The organism is Rhodobacter capsulatus (assembly GCF_052363185.1).
GTDB lineage: Bacteria > Pseudomonadota > Alphaproteobacteria > Rhodobacterales > Rhodobacteraceae > Rhodobacter > Rhodobacter capsulatus_E.
The window spans coordinates 849775-874535 of record NZ_CP198955.1; the positions used below are offsets into that span (position 1 = coordinate 849775).

A 24761-nucleotide genomic window follows, 5' to 3' on the forward strand; every position below is an offset into this window, starting at 1 on the left:
ACCCCATCTATTTATCCTTTCTTTTCATTGCCTTGGTTGATTTATTGGCGAACCTTTGGGGAAGGTTCACCACGGTTTGTTCCCGATTTGGCCGGGAAAGCAGCTTGGCATGGGCGGAATCGGCCAGCCCTTCGCGCATCGCTGTTTCGGTGTAACGCTGCACTTCGGCCAAGGTTTTGTGACCTGTGACAGCCATGATTTCATGCGCGGTCGCGCCAGCCTCTGCCAATCGACGGGCACAAGCCTTGCGCAAGCCATGCGCGGAACACTCGGACAAGCCCGCCTTGTCGCACCATTCCCGCATGAGGTTGCCAAGGCCATCGGGCGAACGACTCTTGCCGTAAGCGGTGGCAAGGAAGGGCCTATCGGGCGGACAGTTGGCCAGCACGTCCGCCAGATCGGGATGAACCGGGATGCTGACAAGAACGCCATTGGTCTTGGCCGTTTTCTGACGGCGATACTCAAGCCGCCCGCCCTTCATGTTCATCGGCCCCAGCTTGACCGCATCCACCCGCGCTGCGCCCGTGTAAAGCATCAGGGTCACGGCGCGATGCGCCACGGTGCCGGGTTCATGCACTTCAAAGAACCGGGCAATCTCGCCTTCATCCCAAGCGTGGAAACCTTCACCCGTGATCTTGTAAGCCTTGGTCAGCCGCGCCGGGTTCGCCTTGATCCAGTCCAAGGCAATGGCGTGGTCCAGCAACTGCCCCAGCCGCTTGCGCAGGTTGTTCGCAGCGGAAGGCGTGTCGGACTTCTCGGCAAGGAACCCCATGACGTGACGCCGCTCAAGGCGGTTCACGGGCTTGTCGCCGTGCTTCTGCCGAAAGGGTTCGACAATGCCGCGATAAGTCTTCTTCGTCAGTTCTGCCAAGCCGCTCCACTCGGGCGACTGATACCACGATGCCACCAGATCGTTGACCGAACCGGGGATGGTGGTTGCAGCGCCTGCCCCGGCCTTCTTGCCCGTCCGATGCTCAAGCAAGGCCGATTCATACCGCTGGACAAATTCGGTCGATCCGTGGTCGGTGCCCAATTCACGCGAAAACCCGCCCTTCCGATACCGCCAGCGGCGTTGCCCGTGGCGGTCGGTGTAGGGCGATGCTCCGGGAAACTGGCGCTTCTGTTTCATCATTCATCCCAAGGGTTCGGGGCGGACTTGGTGGCGAAATCAGTCATCGGTGAAACCGTCAGGCGCTCTGGTTCAATGACGATCTGAGGCGTGGGCAAGCCCGCGTCTTTGAAGGCTTTCAGCACCTTCGTCAGATCGGATTGAACGAATGAGGCGCGACGGTTTGCCAAAGTCAGGCCCCCCGATCAGCGGCGAGTGCGACGGGAAGAAGCGCGCGAGCGGGCAGACGCGACACGATGGACAGACTACCCCGGTGCAAAGGCTTTGGCGCGGCATATTCGAGTGCATCGCAGAAGATCAGAAGGCCGGGGCGTTGCGGGTCTTCAATCTCAAGGTAGATCGCGCCGTCGCCGCGCAGATGGTCGATCTCAATCGACGTGTTGAACATGCACTGCTCAAGAAACTCGGGGGCGCGGCGGGCCATGCCGTAAAGCGCGGCGAGTGCCTCAAGGAAGCTGTGTTGCCCTACAAGCAGGGGCGCAAGACCGGGAGCAAGGTCCACGATTTTCGTGCGGACCGCTTCGACCTTGGCGAACGATTCCGACGTCAGTTCGCTTTCGGCAAGGTGATGAACGTCGATATGTGCCCGCCGCGACGGCGAACGCATCATGCTCGCCACGGTCAGGTTCGCAAGGTGGATGTCTTCAAAGGCTTGGGGCCTTCCCTTGACAAACTTCGGCAACAACCGATGCTCGCCCAAGCGCCGCCCCTGTTCGGTCGGTTCCGTCACCGGAAGACCAAGCGCAGCCGCAAGGGCAGAACAGGTTTCGGTCTTGAGACTCACGGCAACTCACTTTCTTGGGCGTTTGTCCCTCAATAGATAGCAGGTTCGCATGTTTGCACAAGCGGGCATTTGCCCATCAATGCTTGCTTAAGTGCAGATAATGCTTGCTTATCATGCACCTAGGCTTCGCTCCGCTAGCGGGCGGGGTCGGTTCCCCGCCCGCCAGCCGTTCTTTGCCGCTCACATGCCCTTCGACGTGGCGAAGGTGATGCTGCCGGGCCGGGGGGCGCTGGCGGTGCGGATGCGGGTTTCCAGATCGGCAATGGCTTTGGCCATTTCCGCATCGTTGGCATACTCCACCCGCTTGCCGTCAAACTGCGTCACCCGGACGCCGGAAGCGCGCGCCCTGATCAGGGCGTCGCGCATGGTTTCCAGTTCGGTGGTTGTCAGTGCCATCAGCCGTTCCGATACCAACCGCGATGGTCAATCCACGCCGCGCCGAAGTCCAAGCGCACCTTGATCATGATCGCGTCCACGTCGAACGACGCTTGGGTTTCGATCTGCGGGCCGGGTGCGCCTTCAAGATAGGCGTATTCCAGACCGTCGATGTTCGCCGGGTCAGCCGCCAGATACCATTGCGTCGCATTGGTCAGGCGCGGTTCCACCAGAAGCGACAGCTTGGCGAACGGGTTCACATCGGTGACGGCGGTCGCGTTCAGCGTGGTCAGCAACTGTTCCCCGATGGTTTCGTATTCGGGCGGAACGATCAGATACTTCGGCGCGGCATTGATCGGCATCCCGTTCGGCGAAGTCTGTTTCCGCATCCGAACCCGCCCGGCGTTCAAGCTGGTGATACTCGGCGCGGAAGCCGCGTCAAGGTTGCCGTGGCCCGCGACGAACACCGCCAGACCGTCGGCCAGAACCGGGTTGCTGGTCAGGGCGGTGACAAGCTGCGCGTTCTCGAATTCGCGCGAAGCGATGCCCATGCGGCGGGAAAAGTCCGCCAGCGCGCCCAGATCGTCGTTGATCCACATTTGCCGGGTGTAGGGGATGATGCTGCCGAAGGTCGCCAGCGTGTTGGTGTTGGCCGACTCGGCAACAGAACCCATCGGGTATTCGCCGCCTTCCAGCACCTTCTTCAGCGCCGGGGCATCGCCCAGCATATACTTGGTTTGCACCTTGAAGTTCGGATACTGCGTTTGCCGCGCGGCGGGGCGCAGGCCGGACGGCGCGGCCTCATAGGCGGTGCGAAGGCTGCGCCCGGCACTGTCGCCAAGGATGCCCGCCAGATCGCCCGTGACCATGCTGCCCGCGCGGGTGAACACCTGACTGTCGGACAGCCCCTGCGTGGAAATGCCGTGACGGCGCGCCACTTCCCGCACAACGTCGGGCATCCGCAAACCGCCATACTGGCGCGCCGGGGCGCTCAGTTCATGTTCGGGGTGCATCCGGGCGAAGATCGCTTCCCCGACACGCGACGCGAAAACGGCGGGGTCGTTGTGGTCGAACGTGATCTGCGCCGTGGTGCGGGTGCGGGTCTGCGCCTGACGCTGCGCCATCGCAGCGAAGGCCAGTTCCCGCGCGGCTTCCGGCGTCGCCTCGGCGTCGATCTGCGCGTCGGTCCAAGCCCGGTCCAGCCCCGCCAGTTCGGCGATGCTGCGAATCTCGGTGTTCATTTCAGCGCGGGTTTGCACCTGCACTTCAACTTCGGTGGTCGGCATGGTGACTTCTCCATTTCTGAAATGTGCGCCGGGATCGGCGGGAACGGGAACGATGGACACTTCAATCGGCGTCCATCTGGTCGCGGTGCGAACCCGCTTGGTGCCGTCTTTGGCTTCGCGGGTCTGTTCGATGGTGTAGCCAATCGACAGCCCGCGCAGGGTGCCGTTGGCAACGTCGGTCATCACGGCTAGCGCCGGGGTGGATTCGCGGAACCGGATCACCACAAGCAAGCCTTCGGGCGTCATCCGCGCCGCCTCGATCACGCCCAACTGATCGCGGGTCGTGTCGCGGCGGTGCCCGTCCAGAACCGGGGCACCGACAAGCCGCGCAAGATCGACGCCGCGCAGGTCCAGAACCTCGGTGTAACCGGGACGCGCAACGGGTGCCCCGGTCGAAACGATTGCTTCAATCGTCCGGGCCTCTGCGCTGAAGGTGGCGGGACGCATGTTCGCCGCCCGAAGGTGAATGGTCATGGTTTCGGTTCCCGGTTGTCAGCGGATCGTGCCGTCAAGCAGCACTTGCCCGACCGTGTCCGCCGCAAGGGCAGCGGCGAAGGCGGCACCGATCATCTTGTTCGTGCCAACCGTGGTGGTCACGGCGCGGGTGGTGTTGTCCCAATACAGGGTCTGACCAAGGGTCCACGCCTGCGCGGCGGTCTTGGTCAGGGTGAAAACGCCCTGGCGAACAAGCACCACGTCGGCACTGATCGCAGCGGCACCTTGGGCGACACCGATGATCGAACCGACTTGCGCCACCTGCCCCGAAGTCAGGGCATAGGGCGCGGGCAGCGTGACGTTGTTGCCCGAATAGAGGGAATTTCGCATTTCAGACTCCTGTGGGTTTGGTTGCGCGGGCGAACGTGTCCGCCGCGATTTCTTCGTCCAGTTCTTCGATATCGCGGCCACGGCCTGCGACCACTTCAGCGCGGGATTTCAAGCCCGCCTCAATGGCGCGGATATCGGAGTTCGCTTCCTTCAGCGGGTCCACCCATTGCCAGCCGGGGGCAACGAATTTGACGGCGCGATAATCGGCCAATTCGGATTCACTTGCGCCGATTTCACCCGCCAATGCTTTGGCGTCGATCCAGCGCCGCCAAAGCGGGCGCAGCAACTGCGCTTCGATCAGGGTGCGTTGCAGCATTTCGGCGCGACGGCGGAATTCCAGCAATCCGACACGGGCGCTTGAATAGTTGGTGCCCGACAGATCGCCCGTCACCTGTTCATAGGTCAGCCCGACACCGACGGCGATTTCGCGTTGCTGGCCCTTCACGAACTCGACGGCCTGCGACAGCCCTTGACCGGGCTGCGAGAATTCCACCTCTGCACCGAAGGGCAGAACCCGCATAGCGCCCGGTTCAAGGGACACGTTCAAACTGCCGTCGGTCGACTCGAACCCTGCCGTGCCGCCCTCGGCATCGCGGACAAAGCCCGTCATCAGGCTTTGCACCTTCAGCGTCATCAGCATGGCGTCGGACGCGGCGTCGAAGTCCGCCAGCTTCAGCAGGATCGGCGCAAGCCAAGAAATGCCGCGCACCTGACCGGGGAAAAGCTGGTCAAAGACGTGCAGCACTTCGCGCGCCGGAACCCGCACCGCTTGCCCGACCATCCCGAACGGGGTTCCGGGGGCATCGGGCAAAATGTGATAGGCGACGATCCGGTCGTTTGCGTCAAACTCCACCCCGGCAACGATCCGCGCGCCGTTGCCCAGATCGCGGGTCAACGACGGGTCGATCTGGTCGGCAGGCAGCGGAAAGGAACAAAACGCTGCCTGCCTTGATCCGTCGGCGTCGCCGCCACCAACGGATGTTCTGATGAAAGACTCGCCGTCGCGCACCAAGGCGCGCACCGCGACGGGCAGCAATGCCAGCATCTGCCCTTCAAACTCACTGTTCAGCGCCCGCCGTGTCGCCGGGTCCGGGTGCTGCGAAAGCGCCTGCCAGCCTTTGCCAGCCAGCGCCGCAAGCCACGTTTCCACGATCCGCGCCGCCGTCGGGTTGTTCATGGACAGCGCCGCCGCACGGGCCTTGGCTGGCGCGCGGGCCGCAAGGATCGACGCTTGCGGGGCGTTCATCATGGGCGAACCCTGCCAACGCCGCCCGCCACCGCCAGCTTCGATCTGGCGCTTTTGCGTCGGCCCGGTCATCCGGTCCAGAAGGCGGGCAAGAAAACTCATTCCGCGCCGCCATCCGCCCGGCGCAGGGTCACGACATGGGTTTGCAGGGGCAGCGTAACACGGCTGTAAACCAACGCCGCCAGCGCGTTGAGGTCGATCAGAACGCCATGGAAAGAACCGTCCTGCCCCACAAGGTCCGCCAGATCGGCAAGGGTTTCACGTTCCCAGCCTTCATTCGTGCCGGGTGCGTCGTCGCTTTGCGGCAAGGGTAGGAAGATGTAGCGGGTCTTGAACACGCGCGCATAGCTTTGAAGGCGTTCGCGCTCATAGGCTTCAGCTTCGGGCGTTTCCGCGTCGATATCGACGGCCCCATCCATCGCCAGCAGTTTCGCCGTGGCGACAACCGACGCCTTCAGCGAGAACGCCGCCGTCGCCTTGGTGCTGATTTTGCTGTCCGAGAACGCCGCCATGATCGTCATTCGCATCACGTCGGCAATCTTGAACCGCGCATGACTCGCGCCTTCACGTTCGGGCAGAAGCCCGCGCTGGCGATAGTGGCGTTGCAGGATCGGATTCAGTCCCGACACGCGCGCAGCCTGTCCAGCACTGAATTCCGCTTCGTCGGTGTAGTCGGTTTGGAAGTCCGGCACGGTGCGCCCCTCTCTTGACCATTTCGTCAGTGTTGTGACGAATCATGGATGCAAGTCAAGAGTCAGGGCGGACTTTTCGTCAGATCAATGACGATTTGCCTCGTGCGCTAGCGGTAGATCGGTTCACCGGGTCCAGACGAACCGGGAAACTGCCAACCCATATGTGTCACCGTATTGACCACGGCGCAGGCCAGTTCCGCAGCATGTCTTTGGGTTTGCTTCAGAAACTGGATATCGACCGCTGTGTCGAACATCATTTTTTGGGTGTTAACAAAAAAGGGAACCGCCGCGCCCTGACCATTTGGCAACCGCCATGAGCCGTGGCAAAGGACATTCCGAATTTCCGAAGCCTTTTTCAAATCCGATACCAGATCATCAAGGTTTTCGATGGTTGCGCCGGGGTGTTCTCTCACGGCCTTCGCAAAATTGTTGATCAGGTTGCCCAGCGCATCGGTCAGCGCATGTTCCAGTTTTGGTAGCCAAGCCGCATATGCCGCTTCAACTTCGGATTCCTCATATGGTTTTGTGCCGGTGAAGGAAAAAATCGCCTTTCCGAGAACCTCTTCCAAGAAACCGAACGTGGCGACGGTGCGTCCAAGGTGTTCCCAAAATGCCGGGTCATGCTTTAGGGTCGGATAGCCCATAGGCAACCGATCAATGTCGATAACATGCCGCTTCCGATCAGGTTTTTCGTTCAAGGCAAGACCCCTCTTTTCAAATCACGCGGGCATCATCGCAGGTCCGTTCTTGTGGTCAACGCTGCATCCAGCTTGACGCCAGCACCGGGGCGCGCTTTGGCGCGGGCGCGGCTTCGGTCGAAAGGTCGGCGCGGCGCTGGTCATAGTCCAGATTGAGCAACGCCCGCGCGGCAAAGGCATAGACCACACAGTCAAGCGCCTCTGCCCGCCGCCCCGGTATCCGAACGAAGCTGCGCGTCGGCTGGCCACGGGTGTAGCGCACCACAGACCGTTCGGACGCAAGCTGTTCAAACCAGACCGGGGGCAGATCGGCCGAAAACCGGAAGCTGCCCGCCTGCGCCAGCCGCCCAAACAACTGCCCCTTCACCGTATCCACGCCGATGATCCACAGACGCGCACCCGTCTTAGTGGTCGATCCTGCCCTTTCGATCATCGGGCGGTTGCCGGGTGCGCCCTTGATCGCCAGAACCTTGCGCCGTGTCCGGGGCGTGGCAAAGGCGGTGACGTGGTGCATGGACACCCCGTCGCCCGCGTCTATCGCGCAGGCGTCCACCCCGATCTTACCGCCAAGCGCATGGGGAAAGCGGGCACCGATCAGCCCGTCCAGTTCGACCCACGTTTCTTCGGCGTCATACTGCCCCCAGATCACCCGATGCCCCAGCACAAGCGCCACGCCGCCTTCGGTCCACCCCAGAAACGTCACTTCTAGGCGGTCGTGTTGCACGTCCACCCCAACCGTCACCGCCAGCACTTCGGCGGGAACGGCGGCAAGCCCGAAGGGTTCGGCGCGGGCCATCAGTTCATCTTCGGCCAGCTCATCGCCTTCGCTGCGCCAGCCTTGGCCAAGGATCGTGTTCACAAAGGTTTGCAGGGTGGTCGGATCGTCTTTCGCTTGGACGAATTCCACCGCCAGCTTGCCCCATGCAGCGTTCGAGTGCAGCGATATCAGGGCATTCATGCGGAACCCGGCATGGCCCCGGACTTCGGGCCTTGTGGCGCGCCACTGGCCAGCCGCGACCATTTCAGGCTTGTGTCGTTCCGATACTTCTGCGGCGCAATGCGGGCACCGCCAGCGGGCAGTTTCGGGCGCGCCCGCATCCCAGACGATATCGGGCCACAGAAGTTCGCTCATGGCCCCACATTCGGGGCATGGCACTTCATAGATTCGGGCGTCGGATTGGGCATAGGCGCGCAGAACATGGCTGGTTTCGTCATGAACCGGGGTGCTGCCCAGAACGATCTTGCGGTCGGGAAAGGACATGGTGCGGCGTTCGGCCAAGAGGATCGGCGAACCTTCGGCGGTCGATTCCATGCCGTCGGCTTCATCCATGAACAGAACCCGGACGTTGTGACGGCGCAGGTTGCGCGGTGCCTTCGCTGCGACCACTTTCAACGATCCGCCGGGGAAGCGGCGCGAAAGAAGCGTGTTGCGCCCGGACTCGTCCTGTTCATCCGACAGGGCAGCGGCAAGAGCCGGGGAAGCCCCGAAGATCGGTTCGATATCCGATACCATGTAGTCGCGGCAATCAGCCTCTGCGGGCAGAAGGCAAAGGATCGGCGCGGGTTCATTGGCGACGAAGGACGCAAGGGCGCTGGTCAGAAGCGTGGTGAACCCAACGCGGACGGGCTTCACCAGAGTCACCCGTTCGATTTCCGCGTCGCCTATGGCGTCGGCAATCTCGCGCTGAAACGGCCAAAGTCGCACCGGGCCGGGCAAGGCGGACACGCCGTCGGGCAGCACGATTTCCCGTTCGATCCATTCCGACAGGCGCAGGCGCGGCGGGGGGATCAGGGCGCGCAGCGCCTGCTTCGTGATCTGGTCAAGCGTCGGCATTGCCAAGTTCCTGCAAGGCGTCGCGCAATTCGCGGTCGATCATGGTCACGTCGCTGGTGGTCAGGTGCTGCATGGACTGGCGCAGCCGGGAAGGCACCGCCAGAAGCCGGGATCGAAGCGCGCGCAGGGTATCGGACCACGCCCGTTCCACGTCGCTTGCCGGGACGTATTCGCCGCGCAGGACGGCGTTCTTCAGGGCCTGCGCGTCGGCCTGTTCCCGTGCCAGCCGCGCCCGTTCGCTGGTCAGGTTCAGCACCTGTTCTTCGCCGCCGCGCCCGCTTGCCGTCTCGCGCAGGCTGGCGATGTAGCGACGGGTGCTTTCTTCAAGGTCATAGGCATCATGGCCAAGACGAACCACGATATCGCGCTTGCCAAGGGTGGTCAGCATCCCCGGCGTGATGCCGAACAGGTCGCAAAGGTCGGAACCGCCAATGCGATGGACGGGCTTGTCGCCCCCCAGCCCCGGCAGTTCCGACATGATCCGCATCTTTTAACCCCTTGTAAATTCGTGCATAGCTTCAAGCATCGCGCATCTGCCCCCCGTATAGGTCAGGGCTGGCAAGGACCCGCGAAGGTCACGCGCTGCCCGCTGGTCTGGCGCTGGCAAGCGCGTGATCCGCCGCCGAAGGCAGCGTGCAGACACGTTCGGCGGCGCTGGTGCAGCAATGCGCTGCCATCTGCCCGCCGAAGGTCATCACCATGACGCTGACAACCTCGGCATGGGCACCGGCGACGATGCTATCCCAAGGCATCCCGCTTTCGCGCATCAGGGCCATGCACTCGCGGATGCAGGACGCCGCCTGTTCCGCCGCCGCCGCTTTCGTTTCAATGCGGTCTTGATCGGTCATGTGGTTGTTCCTTGATGGATCGGGTTGCGGCTTGGGAAGGGCATCACGGCGCTTCGTTCGGTCAGGATGATGCAGGGCGGGTTGCCCCGCTTGGGGCGGTCGGGGATGGTCAGCCATCCCGCTTGTTCCAGTTGGTCCAACGCCCGCCGGGTGACGCGCGGCGACGCGCAGATCGCCTTGGCGAACAGGTCGATATCTGGGGCGCGGGCAACTTCAAGGAAGTCGCTGATCAGGACAGCGCCCAGAATCCGCGCAGCCGGGGACAGGCCACGGTCGCGCATGACGGCGTGAAGCCATCGGTCTTTCACTTCCTCAAGCATTGGTCCGCACCTGCATCCGGCCAACGGCCCAATTCGCCCATCTCTCAGCAATCCTGTTTTCAATTGCGTCACACTCGGCGGGCTTCACTCGGAATGGGACAGCCCATCCTGCACCCGCGCGCTGATCAAGCTGTGTCAAGCTGGGGAAACCATGTTCGGCAAGCCATCGGTTCCAGCCTTCTTCGTTGTGGGAACCCTTGTCGATCTGGACGGTCTGCCGATCAAAAGCGGCGTTCGCAGCCGTGGTCGCTCGGTCATAAGCCGTGAAGTCCATCCGACGCGAACCTTGCTGCGAAACAGGCGCTTCAGATCGTTCGCGCTCCCTTTGGATATTCTTTGGATCAGCCTTTATATAGGAAGGTGCAGATTTGCCCCCTTTTCCACGCATATCTGCCCCCTTTTTCGTTGCCCTTTCGTGGTCCGTAAGGGGTGCAGGATTGCCCCCTTTTCCGGGCGTTTTGGTTGGTGCTTGTGCCGCTTTCGGGCGGTCATGACCGGACGCTTCCGGCCCCTTCGGGCAGATCATCGGCACCACGTTGTTGCCGCCCAGAAAGAAGATTTCAGACCGATTCCCGCGCCCGCGCCCTTCGGTCCTGATCAGCCATCCCGCCGCCGCCAGATCGCGCAGGGCGCGCTTGATGGTATCGACAGACGTTGCAAGGGCATCGGCAAGCGTGTCGGTGCCGGGCGCGCAATGCGCCGTCTCATGGTGCGAAAACTGTGTTGCGAGAACATGGGCAAGAAGCCGGGCCATAGGCGACAGATCAGAGTCACCCGTGATCGCTTTGAGCCATCCCCAGCGGGCGCGGTTCCAGTTGCCGTTCTGATCGACACGCCTTGCGGCGTTCGGGGCGTCGGTGTATTCTCGCACATGAAGCTGATCAGCTTTGACATTTGCCCCGGATGCGCCCGCCAGCGCGCCGGGGTTTTCGTTTTCATCTGACGGCGCAAGGTTCGCCTTACCCCGATTTTCGCCAATGAATTCAACGCGCGAAAACTCGCGGTTCGCCGTTGCAAGCGATTGATTTACGGCGGATTTTCGATATCCTCCGGGCCTACCACTACCCTTTGACTGTTGCCGATGAAGCATAAACGTGCTCACTTTGGCACTTTTCGTGCTCACCCCTGTCAAGAAGATTTCCTCGAAGCCCTCTCCGTTTCTGGGGATTGATGCGCAAAGCCCTGTAAAAGAATGGCTTTTCGGAGCGGGAAACGCGGCGCCAGACGCCTGAGAGCCCCGCCCCGATGCCGCGCAGCACGTTTTACGGTTTGCGCGTTCGCTTGCGGCGCAGCGCGGCTTCGGCCGCGTCGCGCAGAAACAGGCGTCCGAAATCCTGGCCCTCAGGCGCGAAAACCATCACGCCCGCCCGTTTCAGCGCCGCGCGCAATTCTGGAATCGGTCGCCCCGTTTCCGCCACGAGAGTCGGGATGGTGACGAAACGGCGATGAAACGCCGCGATATCAGCCTCGGTCATGTAGATATTTTCGATGCCGGTCTTGGGATGCCGCAACCGCGTTGCCGGGGTCTGGCCCGCCTCGATCAGCGCCCGGAACCGGCCCTTGTCCTTGATGCCCACCGAAATGCCGAAGGCCGTGGCGGGGATCAGCGGCTCTTGCGGGGCGGAGGCCGCAGCGACGCGAGCGTCAATCTCGACCTTTCGCAGGCGCAGATCGCTGAACCCGGGGCCGAGCGTGCCGATCGGCAGCTCCCCCGCCCTGACCGCCGCAAGAAGCGCCGAAAGGCTCTGGCGGCTGCGATGGCTCGCAGAGAGCAGCGTTTCCCAAGCTGGATCTTCGGCCTCGACTGGCACAGCCCGGCATTGCAGGCCGGACAGGAGGTCTTTGGCTTGCGTCAGGCTCCAGCGCAGCCGCACGGTCTCGCACCGGCAACGCGGGGTCAGGCAGCCCTCCATCACCAGCCGTTCCACTTCGGTCCGGCTGGCACCGATCTCGCGCCGTATCGTCCGCAGGCTGACCAGCGTCGGAATTTCGGCGAGAAGAGCGGCATGTTCGGCGGCGCTGAACACGCGACGGTTCGAAAACCGGGGATCACCTGCGCGAAAAACGCTGCCATTGATGCGGAATGCATCCAACCAAGCCGCGGAGCGCGCGTGGAAAACGACGATGAGCCCGAGAACCACCCCCATCCGGCTGCGGCCCTGCGCCCGGATCTGGCCTTGGGCATCCATCATCTGACGATGCTGCTGCAACTCCCAGACGGCGGCATCAGAAATGCCCTGCCAGACGCTGACTCCTGCCGAGATCAGTTTATTCGCACGCGCTGGCCTGAAGGGACCGTGTGCCCGTCATGCAGGGGGCGATCGATCCACACCCTTCCACGTCGCGACCTTTTGCTCTGTCGGACCTGCCGAAAACAGTTCACCGCGACATCCGGCACGGCGTTGCATCGAACACGGCTTCCCATTCAGATGTGGCTGCTCGCAACCGAGGCCGTCATCCGATCGCAGCCACTCCTCCACGTAAGCGGCGGAATCACGGTCGAGAGCCTGAGTCACCTGCTCGGCATTCACAACGAGGCGGCCGCAAGAATGCGGCGGATCATCGCCGCGGATCTGGGACTCGAGGGTGAAGGCCTGCTTCGCCGGGCGGTCTGCATGAAGACGCTGTCCCTGCCGCCAGAAATCACGCCTGGCACATCCCGGCATTTCGAATTGCTCGCAGCGAGAGCATTCCCTTTCCCTGACCGCTTGCTGACTTAACCGAAGACCTGTCCCCGAAAACGTCGGCCTGCCCGGATATGCGGGCAGGCCGCGCAGGCGTATATTGACTTCAACGAGCGGCCCGACGCCGCAGAATGATAGCGCACAGCGCAACGTGGACGGAACGATGAGCTCGAAGAACCCCCTTTTGCGGATCAGGAATGCGAAAAACGCGAGACAAGCATTTTTTCGCAACTACATGATTTTGAATGATAATTTGACTCACCGCCACAGCTCTGCCATTCCCGTGCCGACAATACGAATCTGGAGCTCTACCGTGACGTACATTCCCGACATCAGCCACAATAGGCTCACGATCGGCTGATCGAGCAACGCGATCCGGTCTGTTCAAAGCCTAAACTCGCCCGTCTTGGCCTTGACTGCGGAGGAGTTCCCGCCCGAGCAGTCGACAAAAGCTAGCGGCGGGATAAAGCTCGTGCGCGGCCAAAGCCGTCGGATCCGCTCCCGTCTCAAGCCGGTGATCGAGCCAGAGGTCGAAATCGCTGGGCTCACACAGGGGGCGGTCGAAACGGCCTGCCATAAGATCATCGAAGATCGTATCGAAGCGGGCCGCGAAATCGAACCGCGCGACGCGGGCGTCGGCGCGCCAGAGCGGCACCAGCAGGTGGCGGTGCTTCAGGCACAGGGTCACGTCCCGCAATTGCCAGTGGCCCCGCATCGCCAAGACCTCGGCAGCCGGGCCCCTATGGCCCTGGGCGTCCTCGCGCAGGCAGATCGGGCAGCCCCGCATGACCGGATTACGGAGCGCCCGGGACACGAGGACCTCGCCTCGAAAGCGGGTCCGGACCTCTCCGATCGCCTCACCGGACCAGGATTGCAACTCGGCAAGCTGGTCCGGCGTCACCCCACCCCATATCATCAGAGCCGCCAGCGCCTCCGGCTCGCCGTCGAGGAAGCGCCGCAGGGACACGCCCATGTTCTGCGCGAATTCCACCACCTCGGTTCGACGCATGGCAGCCAACCGATCCAGCGGAGGCAAGGAAAAGCTGGGACGCATCTCAAAGATGGGAGATCGCTACATCAGGCGCCTTCTGGTTACAGGAATGACCGCGCGCTTGCGGCAAATGAAAACCCACCCGGAACGGGTCGGCGCGTGGACGCTGGACTTGCTCGCCCGAAAACCCGCCCGCCTTGCAACCGTCGCGATGGCAAACAAGACAGCCCGGATCATCTGGGCCATCTTGACCAAGCACGAGCCCTACCGCCCACACGCGGCCTGAAACGAAGAACCAGAACGACAGAGACAGCAAGACCATTGAGATGATGGAGCACAGTCAGCCCGCCCGCCACGACACCCCGCCGAGTGACAGGGACACCTCGTTGTCCGAGAAGCCGTATGGGACTTGGCTTGCGGAAACCATCAGGGCCAGCGGCCGCGTGCGCCGCGCAAACAGGCCGGACACACGTCTGCTTCTGACCAGTGCAAAAGCAATCTCAGAAAAGTCTTGCTATGCAGGAGCCATCCACACAGGTCACTCAGGCAAACCGCAGTGAGAGGCGGTCGCAGCCCTGCACGGAGCTCCGCGCTGATCGCGGCGCAAGCCACACTCAATCGGTCGCGGTGACGCCAAAGAGAATGCGAAACCGGGTAGGTTGGCCGGTGCAGAGCGTGACCCCGGCGCGATGGGCAGAGAGCAGGTTGCGCACCACCGCAAGCCCCATGCCGGTGCCGCCCGCCGCCCGCCGCGTGGTGAAAAACGGCTCGAACACCCGCGCTTCGTTGCCCAGCGAGATGCCGCAGCCATCGTCGATGATGTCGAGCGAGACGCCCTCGGGCGTCAGGGCGGCCTCAAGGCGCACCTGCCCCGCCTCATGTTCGGCTGCATTGCGCAGCATCTGTGCCAGCACGATCGCCATGCCCTCGGCCGCGATCGGCAGGGCCAGGGTGTCGCCCGTGGCGGTAATCTGCAGCGCCGGGAAATCAGCCTGCAACGCGGGCAAGAGATCGGCCAGCCGCGATTGCCCCAGATGACGGACCTCGCGCGCTTGCGCGGCACGGCGCAGCGCGGCCAGTTGCGCCTCGAGCTGTACCCTCGCGCCGTCGATCTCGGCCAGCAGCCGGGCATCTTCGGGGGGCAGGGCGCCGCCGTCCTGCATCAGCTCCGCCGCCGCCCGGATCGCCGCGACGGGGGTTTTCAGCTCATGCGTTACATGGTCTGTAAAGGCGCGGATCGTCGCCTCGCGGTCACGCGCCGCCTCGGCCATGGCGATCACGCGCACCGCTGTCGCCGCGGTTTCGCGCGTGCCGAAATGGCGCGGCCGGGGGGCATCTGCGCCGCGTTCCTGCGCCGTCGCATAGGCTTCCAGCGCGCGGATCGGGCGCAACAAGAGCCGCAAGAGCAGCCAGCCCAGCCCCGCCGTCGCGGCGGTGATCGTCAGCCCCAGACCCGCTGCCGCGACCTTGAATCCAAGCACCGGCCCCAGATAGCGCAGCGCCACCAGCCCGATGAAGGAAAGCGCCAGCGTCCCCGCCAAGGCACCGCCCAGCACGAAGGCGAGCGAGGGTCGCCAGCGCCGCGTCATGTGCAGGCCCCAAGCCGCATGCCTTGCCCATGCACCGTCTCGATCGCGCCCTCGCAGCCCGCCTCGGCAAGTTTGCGGCGCAGGTTGCGCAGGTGGCTGTCGAAGGTGCGGTCCGAGACCTGACTGGCCGCCCCCCACAGCGCTGCGATCAGTGCGGGCCGCGGGATCAGCCGGTCTGGCTCGGCCAAAAGCCGCGCAAGTATGTCGAATTCCGTCGCGGTCAGCGCCAGATCCGCCCCCGCCACCCGGCAGGACCGCGCCCGCAGATCCAGCGCGATCTTGCCCCGGGCGAGAGTGTCCGGGCTGGCCGCGCCGCGCCCCGCGCGTTTGAGGATCGCGCGCACCCGCGCCACCAGCTCGCGCGGCGAAAACGGTTTCGTCACATAGTCGTCGGCACCCAGTTCCAGCCCGACGATGCGGTCGATCTCGTCGTCGCGCGCGGTCAGGAACAGGATCGGCACCTCGGATGTGGCGCGCAGGCGGCGGCAGACCTCGAACCCGTCCAGTTCTGGCAGGCCGATGTCGAGCACGATCAGATCGGGTGCCTCGCGCCGGGCATGGACCAGCGCAGAGGCGCCCTCGGCGGCGGTTAGCGTGGCAAACCCCGCCCGTTCCAGCGCGATCCGCACCAGATCGCGCAGGCGCGGATCGTCATCGACGATCAGGATCTTCATTCGGCCCGCTCCGGTGTTTCCATGGCGGCACTGTAGCGGGCGACGCGCCAGGAACGAAACCCCCATTCCCGCCAGCCGGGGGCATCGGGAGGGAACCACAGGGCACAGGGGCGCGTTTCGATGCGCAGCCCGGGGTTGGCCCGCATGGCATCGAGCAGCGCGCCATGTGCCATCGGCCCGAGGGCGCAGATATAGCCGGTGTCGGGGGCGGGGCGGGCCAGGTTCTGCGCCGCGATGATCTGCGCGAAATTGACAAAGGCGCAGAGATATAGCGTGCCAAGGCCAAGCGCCGAAGAGCGCGTCAGAAGCCACGCGGCACTGCGCCCGCGCAGAACCTGCACCGCGACAAGGCCAAGCCCGATCGCCACAAGGCCCATCCAGATCAGGGCGTAAAGCCGCAAATAGGTCAGCCCGAAGGCCTCGATGTAATGCTCGAGCCGCAGCATCGCTGCGCCGCACAGCACCATGTTCTGCGCGAGCCACACCAGCAGAAGTGGCCGGATCGCGCGGTGTTCCTGCAGGAACGGCCGCGCCGCCAGCGCAAACGCCCCCGCCAGAAGGGCCGTGGCCAAAAGCGGATAGGCGCCGCGATGGGCGTATTCGGCAAGGCTCATCCCCTCGGGCAGGGCGACGCCAAAGACGAGGATCGACAGGTCGGTGACCGATTGCAGCGCGATCAGCGCGTTGAAAAGGACAAGCGCGCGCAGGACCGAGCGCGGGTTGAGGCCGAGGCGGGCTGCCCGGGGCAGCGCGACAGGGGAAAGCTGCAGCGGTTCAGGCAGGTCGGACGCCAGAAACGGTGCAAGCAAAAGCGCCACGCCCGCCCAGAACAGGAGCCGCGCAGCCAGCGCCCAGACGTCGAGATCAATCGCCAGACCTCGCGCCAGCACCGGGTTCGCCTGCATCAGCAATCCCAGAAACACGAGGCTTCCGGCCAGCGGAAAGGCCCAGTCGCGCAGCGCCTTGCGCGCGCTCTGGCCGGCGCTCGAGGGGCGGGCGATCTGTGCCAACACGCCCGCGCGCGGTGCAAGCGGTGCCAGCCAATGCCCGGGCAGACGACGCAGCCAGGCCGCCGTCACTGCCATAATATCTGCCATCCCGGCCTCGGGGCGACGCAGCCAGACCAGCGCCACTGCCAGCCCAAGGGCCAGAAAGGCGAGCGAGAGCGCCTGCAGATGCTCGACCACCGGCGCTGCCGCAAGCGCAAGCAGCACCACCGGCCGCGCCGAGAGCCGACCACTCCCGGCCGCCGCCACGCCAAGGATCGCAAGGGCAAAGAGCGCCAGCGACAGACCGGGGGCGTGATGCCAAAACAGCAGATCCGCCAGCGCGACCAAACTCGCGAGCCCTGCCCAATGCGGGCCTCTGGTGCTCCGGGCCTCGCCCTTTGGGGCATCAGGCGGGCCGGCAACCGGCGCATCGAGCCACCAGCCGTCACGCGCAAGCGACCTGGGCAATCCGGGAATGAGAAGGGGTTTGGTCATGATCTGGCTCCGCAAACTGTTTGCGGGACCTTGCTTCCGCCCTTGTGCAGGTGCCGCGCGCAAGGCGTGCAGATGTCGTGCAGAGCGACCGACGCGGGGCGGTTAGCCCATTTCGTGCCTCTCTCGCGGATGGTACAGTTTTTGTGACCTTCGCCAGCAAAGGCTGGGGGTATGGGGCGCGTTCGGGGGGCGCTTGCGGGTGATGCAAGAAGGTTTGAGGCCGCGAGCCACTAGGCCGGGTGGGTCCGATCTGGCCGTCGGGGCGAGATGGGCATGAGCCTGAGGTCTGCCGTGCTTTTCGGTCTGGCGGCTGTCGCGGCGCTTGCGCTGCTTTTTGCGGGCGTGCTGGTGTTCTTCTATTACCAGATGTCGGATCAAACCAGCCCGCGAAGTCAGATGTCGATGCTGTCGGTCGCCGTTCCGGAATTGGACGCGGTCAACAAGGATTACCTGAGCCTGCGCGGTGCGGGAATGTCGCATCACGTCTATTGCTCGGCGCTGCAGAACGCCCTTCATTTCTATGTTCTGCCCCAGTGTTTCGAGATTTTTCTGTCGGATCGGATGCAGCCGGAACTGCGCGGCAAGATTGTCGCAGCGCTGCACCGCCCCTGCGCGGCGCTGCAGGCGGCCGGTCAGGATCTGCAGGCCAGACGGTGGGAGTATTTCGCCTGCGGCAAGCCCTTGCCGATTTTCGGGGCCAATCGCATCGCGGTGATCAGCTATCGTCCGCCGGAAGTGCCACCGGCATACGGGTATATTTCCTATGATGAAATGGTCGGTCGCGCGACCTCGGTCGAGTATGTTCGGGAGGAGCGATGATATGGCTTTGACGGTCACCCGGCGCCCCATTCGGCGCTTGGCGGAAGGACTCCGGTCGATGCCCACCAGAGCCAAGACCTGAATCTCCGCTCCCTGCGCAGCGCGTCGCTCCCGAGGCGCGAAGCGAATGACCGCTATCGCCAATTGCTGCGGATGCGATGCCGCAAACTAACGGTCGGGAAACCGCCCTTCACGTCGGCGCCAAGCTTTGTACAGTGCTCCGGGACAACAAACGCCAATGGGTTGGGCCGCCCTGTCGCTGCTGAGCGATCGAGCGATCGAGCGACAGCATTGTAGCACCGATCTCAATGCGGTGAAGGACGGTTCTGGGCGGTTTGCCCACACATTTCCGCGTAAAATGATCATATTCCCTCGACCTGTATGCCATTCTCCGCCAGCCAGGTCTTGCGACTGCGCCAATCCGGTAGATGCTGTTCCACTTTGATCCAGAAGCTTGCAGAATGGTCAGGGTAATGCGCGTGCGCCAATTCATGCACCACGATGTATTGTGCAATCCTCGGCGGCAAAAGGATTGCCTTCCAGTGGAATGACACGCGCCCATCACCCCCAAAGGAACCCCACCTGAATCCCAGATCTTGAACGCTGACTTCTTCGACGGTAACGCCCATTCGGTTGGCGAAATCCGACACTTGCTTCTCGAACCATTGCTGCGCTCGACGCGTGTACCAGGATACGAAAATGTCTCGGCTTCGATGAATAGAGCTTCGACGCAGGCAAAAACGTCCATTTTTCAGGGTGAGGTCAACGAGCTGACTGTCCGAAAGGCGCAGTCGGTAACTCTTTCCCAAGTATAAGAATCCCTCGCCCTCAACGAATTCCTTGAAGGGCGCGCGCTGCTGAAGCCGCGCTTTTTCTTCGACCTTGGTGTGAACCCAAAGCAACTTCTCCTCAATGAAGCCGATCAATTGTTCGGTGGCAACCATCGAGGGAGCCACAATCGAAAGCTCTCCAGACCGCTCCACCGTAATCTGCATGGTCTTGCGACGATCACTGCGGTGGACATCGAAGGAAAGGCCGTCGATATTCAGACGGCGTTCGCTCACCCGCGTTGGCTTGCCACCGGTTCGGACAGGGCTCAGGGGCAGCTTCGGCATCATGCAGCCCTCAACTTATCATCGTTTGCTTTCGCCTGCTGCATCAGCTGGTCGGCCAAAGCCTCTGCATCCGGAACGCCGAAGCCCACGATCTGTGCGTCAAAGATGATTTCGAAGATTTCGGACCTGAGGTTCTCCTGATCCGCCATCTTGAAGCTGCTCCAGATCGATCGGTTTGCTCCGACCTCCTCGATCAACCGATCCACGACGTCGTGGGTCATCTTGTGCAACACGCGAAGTTGGTCCGCAGACGTATTTTCATCGGCAGAGCAAGCTGCCAGCACCGTACGAAGGAAGGGGCGATAAACCTCGGGGATGTCGGAGGCAACATCTTCAGAGGCACACGCGTCTCCGCGAAGTTCATCAATAATGGCTTGAAGTTGTTCGATTATCCGCTCCCACTGCTGGCCGAAACCACTGAGAATGTCGTTCAGCCTTTCGGACATCTTCTTGAAGCGGACAGGATCAGTCTCAAGGTGTTTCCGAATGTGGGACCGGATTGCGTGCTCCATTTCCGACGCTTTTGCTCTGTCTCCTGAGACCTGACCTACTTGGTTGTCGAAATCCGCGTCCGTGAGCTGAACCGGCGGGATCTTTTGGTCGATTCCAAGAGAAATGACGTGGTCATCGATCAGCTTGCGCACCTTCGCGCCGACATCCACCCCGATCATCATGACATCCCGATACCTGTTGCGGGCCCGGGCATGGATATAGGCAAGGCGTTTCGCGTCTCGGACAAAGGGCAAGCCTTCAGGGCGCGGAAGAATGATCTCCAGCGAATTCAGGAAGTCCTTGAGCTTGACAGTGAATTCGGCACGCGCCTTTTCTGTCGAAAGCACTTGAAGACAATCCTCGTCGTTCGACAGGTCATCAAGGCCGGCACGCCTGAAGATGTCCACCACTCGGATATGGCGGTCATGAAGAACCGGGATCTGATCATTCAAACTGATCAGCGCTCCGTCTATATCTTCGTCAGAATATGCCGCCAATGCGGCCTTCAGGTGGTGCGCCACGCCGAAGTAATCCACGACGATGCCGCATGTCTTCCCGAAGCCAGTCCTGTTAACCCGGGCGATCGCCTGCAAAAGCTCGGCTTCACGGGTGGAGCGGTCAAGATACATCACGCCCTCGATCGGAGCGTCAAACCCCGTCAGCAGCATCGACTTGACGATCAGGAAAGCCAGCGGATCCGATTTGGCGGGGTCCGCATGGACCAAAGGCTTCTTGAAACGCTTGATCCGCGCTTCCTGCGCCGCCCCTTCCGTCCATTGCTTCCACGAGGCATCATCATTGTTGCCGCCCGACATGATCGCGGCGAACTCGATCTTCTGCAGGGTGTCGCGATAGCGCCATGCCTGAACCAGAGCCTGCAACTTCGCGGGCTTGGAGCAAAGCACTTCGTCATCCATCGCCTTTTCCCGGTCGGAAAGAGCCGCCGCCTCGGCCATCAGCTCATCGCGGGCCGCAAGAAACGCCGCATGATATCTGACCACAGCCGTACGGCTATAGGCCACCACCTGGGCCTTGTATCCGTTCGGCAGCAGGTTGGTCACGTAATGGCGCAGCATATCGCGCGCCTTCTCCGCGATCAGGGCGGGGGCCTCGAGGATGTTGCCCTTTGTCGCGTATTTCTTGCGGATCGCCTCGAGTTCTTCATCCGTACGGTCTCGGAACATGTCTTCGAACAGGCCATCCAGCGTTGCGCCATCCTTTACCGCTCCCTCGGCCGTGCGCCCTTCATAAAGGACGGGCACGGTCGCCCCGTCGGCTTCAGCTTCCTTGATCGTGTACCTGTCGATGAATTCGCCAAAGATCTGCGTGGTGCGCTTCTTCTCGCCCATGATGATCGGTGTGCCGGTGAAACCGATGCGCGCGCAGTTCGGCAGCGCCGCCATCAGGTTCGCATGCAGATCACCCGCCTGCGTCCGATGTGCCTCGTCCACGACGACGACGATCGTCTCGTCTTCGTTCAAGACCTCGAAGGCCGGGCCCTTGGTGACCTCTGCCACATCCTCATCCGTCCGATACTTCTGGATCGTGGCGAAGACGAGGCCCGGCCCCTTGCGCCTTGCAAGCTTCTTCAGCGATTAGTTGCTTGTCGCCATCTCGACCACGTCGCCGGACAGGGTCGCCGTCTCGGACAACTGCCGCTGCAGGTCCTTGCGGTCGGTGACCATGATCACCTTGAACTTCCGCAGCACAAGATCCGTGCGCATCTTGCGGATCATGAACACCATCGTCAGGCTTTTTCCCGACCCCTGCGTATGCCAGACGATCCCGCCCCGCCGGTCATATTCGCCATCCTGCGAGCGGGTCTTACCGCTGCGCAGCCGCTCCAGAGCGCGGTTCACGGCGCGGTATTGCTGATACCTGCAAACGGTCTTGATGGTCTGACCGCCCAGGTTCATGAACAAGAGATAGTGCCGCAGGATGTCCAGAAGATGCGCCGGGCGCAACATCCCGGCAACAAGGCGCTCCTGCTCCGACAGCCCCTTCTTGCCGAGCGCCGCGATCACCTCGTCCTCGGAGCCGAGCCATCCGGGCCGACCACCGTTTTCCAGCGGCCATAATGCGCGAGCCCCGCGCCGATGCAGCCCACCCGCGCCTGATCGAAGCTGGTGGCGATCAGCAACTGAACGCTGGCGAACAGCGCCGGCGCGCCCTCGTTTTCCTCGACCTCCAGCGCGGCCTTGCGGGCGTTGTGATAGCGGCGCAGCTGGTTGACCGCCTGCGTCAGCGGTTCGGGGATGGCGGGGCTTTTCGCCTCGACCACCACGACGGGGATGCCGTTCACCAGCATCACCACATCGGGGATGATGAATCCCTTGCCGACGTCATGACCGGGGGGGCAATCGACACGGAACTGGTTGGCGACGACGAAACTGTTGGCCGCCACGTCGTCCCAGGCGATGTAGCGGATGGTCTGGCCGCGCCCGCCGTCCCAGCCGGGCAGCCCCTCGACCGTCAGCCCCTTTAGCAAAAGGTCGGTGACCGCCTTGTTCGCCTCGATCAGCCCGCGCTGGCCGGGGCGGAGCAGCGCGGCCACGGCCTCGGAGAGGCGCGCCTCGTCAAGCCAGGGCTGGCCATCGGGGCCGGGGTTGATCGCGCGCAGACGCGCGCGCAGCGTGGCCTCACTGATGACCTGCCGAAAGCTCGTGCGCCCGGTCAGGCCCGGATCGTCCTTGCCCCCCTCCTGCAGCTGCCAGCCCATGGCGGCGCATTGCGCGAGGAAGGGTTTTTCAACGTCGTCATACTCGTGACCCATGGGCAGACCCTTCGGTTACAGCAAGGCGGTGACGGGCACCCGTCCGGTGAGCAGGTCGTCCATCAGGCCGGATTTCAGGGATCTCAGCTTGGCCAACTCGGTGAGCGTTCCCGCGATTTGCCCGTCGATCTCATCTAGCCGTTCTTGATGGGCACCGCCAGGGCAGCGCCCGTGACGTGATTGGCACCGTGACCGGGCACCGGATGGAAGACGGGCAGCTTGTCGCCTCGATCCGGCTCAGCGGCGCGGCTGACGCTGCCCCGGTTGTCGAACGCATCCGCGAAGGCACCCTGAAAGGTGTGTCGGTTGGGCCGCATCTCCTCTCCGATTGCCCCGAATTCGACGGCAAATGGCTGGCCATGCTGCTGCGCCGCCCGGTGCAGCTTTTGCATTTCGACGATGCGGTCAGCGGTACTTTCGGCGCCGAGGCCTTGCCGCAGGCGCTGCACTTGCTCGGCACCCTGCCGCATCCGCACCGGGCCGGGCCGGATGCTGAAGCGATGGCGCAGGTCTGGCTTGAACTGGTGCAGGGCCGCTGAGCCTCAGCCCTCGGGCGCGGCGTATTCGTCGGGCCGCCGCGCCTTGCCGACCGTGGCCCCCATCACCGCGCGCTGCAGATGCCCGGCATTGAGCTTGATCTTGCCGCCCGAGGCATGGCGCAGGATACCCACCCGGGCAGAAAGCCGTCATCGCCTTAGCAGGCCGCTGAAATAGTCGGCAGACGAGAATGACTTCCCGTTTTCGTACGAGTTCTGGGCTTGAGCGCCCCGCCGGTCCACCGCTCTTCGTCCTCAGGCGGCGAGCAGCCGGGGCAGTCGTGCCAGGTTGTTGGCTGCCATCGTCAGGATGAAACGCGACCGCACCCGGTCAAGGCCGCGATACATCGTTTGCGCCATTCCACCGACCGTCTTGGCCCAACCAAAGGCCTCTTCGATCCGCTTTCGATGTCTCAGCGACATGGCGTGGCCGTCGTGACGGGTGGTGCGGCGGTCGATGGCGGAATGTCGGGCCTTTTTGTGCGACATGGGGCGTGACGCAAGCCTTGCGCAGGTCGCGGACGAAGTCAGCTGCGTCATAGCCTTTGTCCGCCCCCAGCGTCAGGCGCCGGGTCGAGCCGGGGGGAATGGCGGTGGATCATGTCGAGCGCGGCCTGCCGTTCGGCATGGCCATCGGCGCGGGTCAGCTCGCCCTGCACGATCAGACCGGAACGGTTCTCCATCAGCGCATGGCCGATGAAGCACAGCATCGCGCCGGTCCCGGGGGATTTCTTGTAAAGCCGCGCCTCGGGGTCGGTGGTCGAGGCATGCGTCGCATTCGAGCGTTTCTCGCCGCGAAAGTCGACCTCGGCATTGCGGTTCTGGCGGGGGCTGCGGGGCATCGGATCGGTCTTTGCTTCGGTCGCGGGCGTCTCGGGGGCGGGGCTTTGCGGCGGCGGGGCGCCGGGATCCTCGTCGTCCGGCCCGTCATCGGGACCATTGGCCTCGGGCGGCGGCGCCTTCGGCTGGAAGCTCTTCATCGAGGCCCAGGCCTTCACCAGCGTGCCATCGACCGAGAAATGCTCGTCCGAGAGCAGTGGCGCCACCTCGCGATGGGCGAGGATCGCGGCCATGATCTTGCGCGACATCTCGGTGCTCATCAGCCGGTCGCGGTTCTTCGTGAACACGGTTGGAACCCAGACCTGATCGTCGATCCCCAGCCCGACGAACCAGCGAAACAGCAGGTTGTAATCCATCTGCTCCATCAGTTGCCGTTCCGAGCGGATGGAAAACAGAATTTGCAGCAGGCTCGCCCGGATCAGCCGTTCCGGCGCGATCGAGGGGCGGCCGAAGCGGATGTAAAGCCCCTCGAAATCACCATCGAGGCTGGTGAGGGCTTCGTTCACCACCTGCCGGATCTTGCGCAGCGGATGCCTGGCCGGGATGCGATCCTCGAGGTCGACATAGCTGAAAAGCGACCCGCTCGTCTCGTCCGTGCCCCGCATCGTGATCCCCTTCGCCATGGGAAGGGGTGAATCATGTTTCGTATCCGCGGTCGAGGCCGACTATTTCAGCACCCTGCTAATGGTCGGCCTAGGGCCGAGCGTGTAGCGTTATCAGGCCTTGG

25 protein-coding genes and 3 pseudogenes are annotated in these 24761 nt (G+C 63.2%); 4 read left to right on the forward strand and 24 right to left on the reverse strand.

Translation table 11 applies throughout. The features are described from left to right. Window positions 1–7 precede the first annotated feature (7 nt). From ACTTAG_RS04390 to ACTTAG_RS04455, 14 genes are all read right to left on the reverse strand, one after another. Entirely contained in the window at window positions 8–1129 is a 1122-nt protein-coding gene (locus ACTTAG_RS04390) for a site-specific integrase (protein ID WP_444464339.1), read from the reverse strand. A gap of 172 nt (window positions 1130–1301) precedes the next feature. After that, window positions 1302–1913, reverse strand: coding sequence for a hypothetical protein (locus tag ACTTAG_RS04395; protein ID WP_444464340.1), 612 nt, complete (start codon window positions 1911–1913; stop codon window positions 1302–1304). 180 nt (window positions 1914–2093) lie between these two features. Further along, entirely contained in the window at window positions 2094–2309 is a 216-nt protein-coding gene (locus ACTTAG_RS04400; RefSeq protein WP_444464341.1) for a phage head-tail joining protein, read from the reverse strand. Next, window positions 2309–4048, reverse strand: coding sequence for a prohead protease/major capsid protein fusion protein (locus tag ACTTAG_RS04405; RefSeq protein WP_444464342.1), 1740 nt, complete (start codon window positions 4046–4048; stop codon window positions 2309–2311). Before ACTTAG_RS04405 ends, ACTTAG_RS04400 begins: the two co-directional genes overlap by 1 nt. A gap of 18 nt (window positions 4049–4066) precedes the next feature. After that, the gene (locus ACTTAG_RS04410; RefSeq protein ID WP_444464343.1) at window positions 4067–4399 is read right to left on the reverse strand and encodes a DUF2190 family protein; all 333 of its coding nucleotides are present in this window, start codon (window positions 4397–4399) and stop codon (window positions 4067–4069) included. A gap of 1 nt (window position 4400) precedes the next feature. Further along, window positions 4401–5747 carry a phage portal protein gene (locus tag ACTTAG_RS04415; protein ID WP_444464344.1) on the reverse strand — a complete coding sequence of 449 codons (1347 nt, stop codon included), beginning with the start codon at window positions 5745–5747 and terminating at the stop codon, window positions 4401–4403. Further along, a complete protein-coding gene (locus ACTTAG_RS04420) occupies window positions 5744–6337 on the reverse strand; it encodes a hypothetical protein (RefSeq protein ID WP_444464345.1) in 594 nt (197 codons plus the stop codon). Before ACTTAG_RS04420 ends, ACTTAG_RS04415 begins: the two co-directional genes overlap by 4 nt. 107 nt (window positions 6338–6444) lie before the next feature. Beyond that, window positions 6445–7035: a hypothetical protein gene (locus tag ACTTAG_RS04425; RefSeq protein WP_444464346.1), complete on the reverse strand. Its 591-nt coding sequence runs from the start codon at window positions 7033–7035 to the stop codon at window positions 6445–6447. Window positions 7036–7090: 55 nt separating this feature from the next. Beyond that, entirely contained in the window at window positions 7091–8869 is a 1779-nt protein-coding gene (locus ACTTAG_RS04430; protein ID WP_444464347.1) for a phage terminase large subunit family protein, read from the reverse strand. Beyond that, window positions 8856–9347, reverse strand: coding sequence for a DNA packaging protein (locus ACTTAG_RS04435; RefSeq protein ID WP_377388300.1), 492 nt, complete (start codon window positions 9345–9347; stop codon window positions 8856–8858). Before ACTTAG_RS04435 ends, ACTTAG_RS04430 begins: the two co-directional genes overlap by 14 nt. A 97-nt stretch (window positions 9348–9444) precedes the next feature. Then, entirely contained in the window at window positions 9445–9717 is a 273-nt protein-coding gene (locus ACTTAG_RS04440) for a hypothetical protein (RefSeq protein WP_444464348.1), read from the reverse strand. Then, window positions 9714–10037, reverse strand: coding sequence for a hypothetical protein (locus ACTTAG_RS04445; protein WP_444464349.1), 324 nt, complete (start codon window positions 10035–10037; stop codon window positions 9714–9716). The genes ACTTAG_RS04440 and ACTTAG_RS04445 overlap by 4 nt, the downstream gene beginning before the upstream one ends. Next, window positions 10030–11160 (reverse strand): helix-turn-helix domain-containing protein, encoded by a 1131-nt coding sequence (locus tag ACTTAG_RS04450; RefSeq protein WP_444465197.1) that lies wholly within the window; start codon window positions 11158–11160, stop codon window positions 10030–10032. Before ACTTAG_RS04450 ends, ACTTAG_RS04445 begins: the two co-directional genes overlap by 8 nt. 139 nt (window positions 11161–11299) lie before the next feature. Then, window positions 11300–12064 carry a hypothetical protein gene (locus ACTTAG_RS04455; protein WP_444464350.1) on the reverse strand — a complete coding sequence of 255 codons (765 nt, stop codon included), beginning with the start codon at window positions 12062–12064 and terminating at the stop codon, window positions 11300–11302. Here ACTTAG_RS04455 and ACTTAG_RS04460 point away from each other — a divergent pair. Beyond that, a complete protein-coding gene (locus ACTTAG_RS04460; RefSeq protein ID WP_444464351.1) occupies window positions 12044–12757 on the forward strand; it encodes a transposase in 714 nt (237 codons plus the stop codon). The two genes, ACTTAG_RS04455 and ACTTAG_RS04460, sit on opposite strands and share 21 nt — an antisense overlap. A 355-nt stretch (window positions 12758–13112) precedes the next feature. Here the strand turns inward: ACTTAG_RS04460 and ACTTAG_RS04465 are convergent, their stop codons facing one another. Then, window positions 13113–13730, reverse strand: coding sequence for a TniQ family protein (locus tag ACTTAG_RS04465; protein WP_444464352.1), 618 nt, complete (start codon window positions 13728–13730; stop codon window positions 13113–13115). A 7-nt stretch (window positions 13731–13737) separates the two neighbouring features. Here ACTTAG_RS04465 and ACTTAG_RS04470 point away from each other — a divergent pair. Further along, window positions 13738–13998, forward strand: a pseudogene (locus ACTTAG_RS04470) (transposase); the annotation flags it as partial. 328 nt (window positions 13999–14326) lie between these two features. Here ACTTAG_RS04470 and ACTTAG_RS04475 read toward each other — a convergent pair. Genes ACTTAG_RS04475 through ACTTAG_RS04485 form a run of 3 tightly spaced genes read right to left on the reverse strand, consistent with a single transcriptional unit; the run spans window position 14327 to window position 17459 of the window. Beyond that, window positions 14327–15301 (reverse strand): sensor histidine kinase, encoded by a 975-nt coding sequence (locus ACTTAG_RS04475; RefSeq protein WP_444464353.1) that lies wholly within the window; start codon window positions 15299–15301, stop codon window positions 14327–14329. After that, window positions 15298–15975 (reverse strand): response regulator transcription factor, encoded by a 678-nt coding sequence (locus ACTTAG_RS04480; RefSeq protein ID WP_444464354.1) that lies wholly within the window; start codon window positions 15973–15975, stop codon window positions 15298–15300. Before ACTTAG_RS04480 ends, ACTTAG_RS04475 begins: the two co-directional genes overlap by 4 nt. Beyond that, window positions 15972–17459, reverse strand: coding sequence for a DUF4153 domain-containing protein (locus tag ACTTAG_RS04485; protein WP_444464355.1), 1488 nt, complete (start codon window positions 17457–17459; stop codon window positions 15972–15974). Before ACTTAG_RS04485 ends, ACTTAG_RS04480 begins: the two co-directional genes overlap by 4 nt. A 273-nt stretch (window positions 17460–17732) precedes the next feature. On the opposite strand from ACTTAG_RS04485, the gene ACTTAG_RS04490 reads away from it, so the two are divergent. Then, on the forward strand, window positions 17733–18278 hold the full coding sequence (locus ACTTAG_RS04490) for a hypothetical protein (RefSeq protein ID WP_444464356.1): 546 nt from the start codon (window positions 17733–17735) through the stop codon (window positions 18276–18278). 362 nt (window positions 18279–18640) lie between these two features. Here ACTTAG_RS04490 and ACTTAG_RS04495 read toward each other — a convergent pair whose 3' ends face one another. From ACTTAG_RS04495 to ACTTAG_RS04510, 4 genes and pseudogenes are all read right to left on the reverse strand, one after another. Then, complete coding sequence (locus ACTTAG_RS04495) at window positions 18641–19396, reverse strand: M48 family metallopeptidase (RefSeq protein WP_444464357.1); 756 nt, start codon at window positions 19394–19396, stop codon at window positions 18641–18643. Continuing rightward, on the reverse strand, window positions 19393–21069 hold the full coding sequence (locus ACTTAG_RS04500) for a type I restriction enzyme subunit R domain-containing protein (protein WP_444465198.1): 1677 nt from the start codon (window positions 21067–21069) through the stop codon (window positions 19393–19395). Before ACTTAG_RS04500 ends, ACTTAG_RS04495 begins: the two co-directional genes overlap by 4 nt. A gap of 33 nt (window positions 21070–21102) precedes the next feature. Continuing rightward, window positions 21103–21852, reverse strand: a pseudogene (locus tag ACTTAG_RS04505) (DEAD/DEAH box helicase family protein); the annotation flags it as partial. Window positions 21853–21905: 53 nt separating this feature from the next. Then, the gene (locus tag ACTTAG_RS04510) at window positions 21906–22658 is read right to left on the reverse strand and encodes a type I restriction endonuclease (protein ID WP_444464358.1); all 753 of its coding nucleotides are present in this window, start codon (window positions 22656–22658) and stop codon (window positions 21906–21908) included. A 176-nt stretch (window positions 22659–22834) separates the two neighbouring features. Between ACTTAG_RS04510 and ACTTAG_RS04515 the strand changes: the two genes are divergently transcribed. Further along, on the forward strand, window positions 22835–23197 hold the full coding sequence (locus tag ACTTAG_RS04515) for a hypothetical protein (protein ID WP_444464359.1): 363 nt from the start codon (window positions 22835–22837) through the stop codon (window positions 23195–23197). 3 nt (window positions 23198–23200) lie between these two features. Here ACTTAG_RS04515 and ACTTAG_RS04520 read toward each other — a convergent pair whose 3' ends face one another. Further along, a complete protein-coding gene (locus ACTTAG_RS04520; protein WP_444464360.1) occupies window positions 23201–23329 on the reverse strand; it encodes a hypothetical protein in 129 nt (42 codons plus the stop codon). A 120-nt stretch (window positions 23330–23449) separates the two neighbouring features. Beyond that, a pseudogene (locus ACTTAG_RS04525) lies at window positions 23450–24639 on the reverse strand (IS5 family transposase). Window positions 24640–24761 lie beyond the last annotated feature (122 nt).

Coding starts and splice junctions, on each gene's coding strand:
- ACTTAG_RS04475 (WP_444464353.1), bottom strand. CDS start 15,301: ATGACGCGGCGCTGGCGACCCTCGCTCGCCTTCGTGCTGGGCGGTGCC.
- ACTTAG_RS04415 (WP_444464344.1), bottom strand. CDS start 5,747: ATGAGTTTTCTTGCCCGCCTTCTGGACCGGATGACCGGGCCGACGCAA.
- ACTTAG_RS04510 (WP_444464358.1), bottom strand. CDS start 22,658: ATGGGTCACGAGTATGACGACGTTGAAAAACCCTTCCTCGCGCAATGC.
- ACTTAG_RS04390 (WP_444464339.1), bottom strand. CDS start 1,129: ATGAAACAGAAGCGCCAGTTTCCCGGAGCATCGCCCTACACCGACCGC.
- ACTTAG_RS04490 (WP_444464356.1), top strand. CDS start 17,733: ATGAGCCTGAGGTCTGCCGTGCTTTTCGGTCTGGCGGCTGTCGCGGCG.
- ACTTAG_RS04480 (WP_444464354.1), bottom strand. CDS start 15,975: ATGAAGATCCTGATCGTCGATGACGATCCGCGCCTGCGCGATCTGGTG.
- ACTTAG_RS04465 (WP_444464352.1), bottom strand. CDS start 13,730: ATGCGTCGAACCGAGGTGGTGGAATTCGCGCAGAACATGGGCGTGTCC.
- ACTTAG_RS04410 (WP_444464343.1), bottom strand. CDS start 4,399: ATGCGAAATTCCCTCTATTCGGGCAACAACGTCACGCTGCCCGCGCCC.
- ACTTAG_RS04500 (WP_444465198.1), bottom strand. CDS start 21,069: ATGTTCCGAGACCGTACGGATGAAGAACTCGAGGCGATCCGCAAGAAA.
- ACTTAG_RS04405 (WP_444464342.1), bottom strand. CDS start 4,048: ATGACCATTCACCTTCGGGCGGCGAACATGCGTCCCGCCACCTTCAGC.
- ACTTAG_RS04495 (WP_444464357.1), bottom strand. CDS start 19,396: ATGATGCCGAAGCTGCCCCTGAGCCCTGTCCGAACCGGTGGCAAGCCA.
- ACTTAG_RS04445 (WP_444464349.1), bottom strand. CDS start 10,037: ATGCTTGAGGAAGTGAAAGACCGATGGCTTCACGCCGTCATGCGCGAC.
- ACTTAG_RS04485 (WP_444464355.1), bottom strand. CDS start 17,459: ATGACCAAACCCCTTCTCATTCCCGGATTGCCCAGGTCGCTTGCGCGT.
- ACTTAG_RS04440 (WP_444464348.1), bottom strand. CDS start 9,717: ATGACCGATCAAGACCGCATTGAAACGAAAGCGGCGGCGGCGGAACAG.
- ACTTAG_RS04430 (WP_444464347.1), bottom strand. CDS start 8,869: ATGCCGACGCTTGACCAGATCACGAAGCAGGCGCTGCGCGCCCTGATC.
- ACTTAG_RS04400 (WP_444464341.1), bottom strand. CDS start 2,309: ATGGCACTGACAACCACCGAACTGGAAACCATGCGCGACGCCCTGATC.
- ACTTAG_RS04460 (WP_444464351.1), top strand. CDS start 12,044: ATGTTCGGCGGCGCTGAACACGCGACGGTTCGAAAACCGGGGATCACC.
- ACTTAG_RS04435 (WP_377388300.1), bottom strand. CDS start 9,347: ATGTCGGAACTGCCGGGGCTGGGGGGCGACAAGCCCGTCCATCGCATT.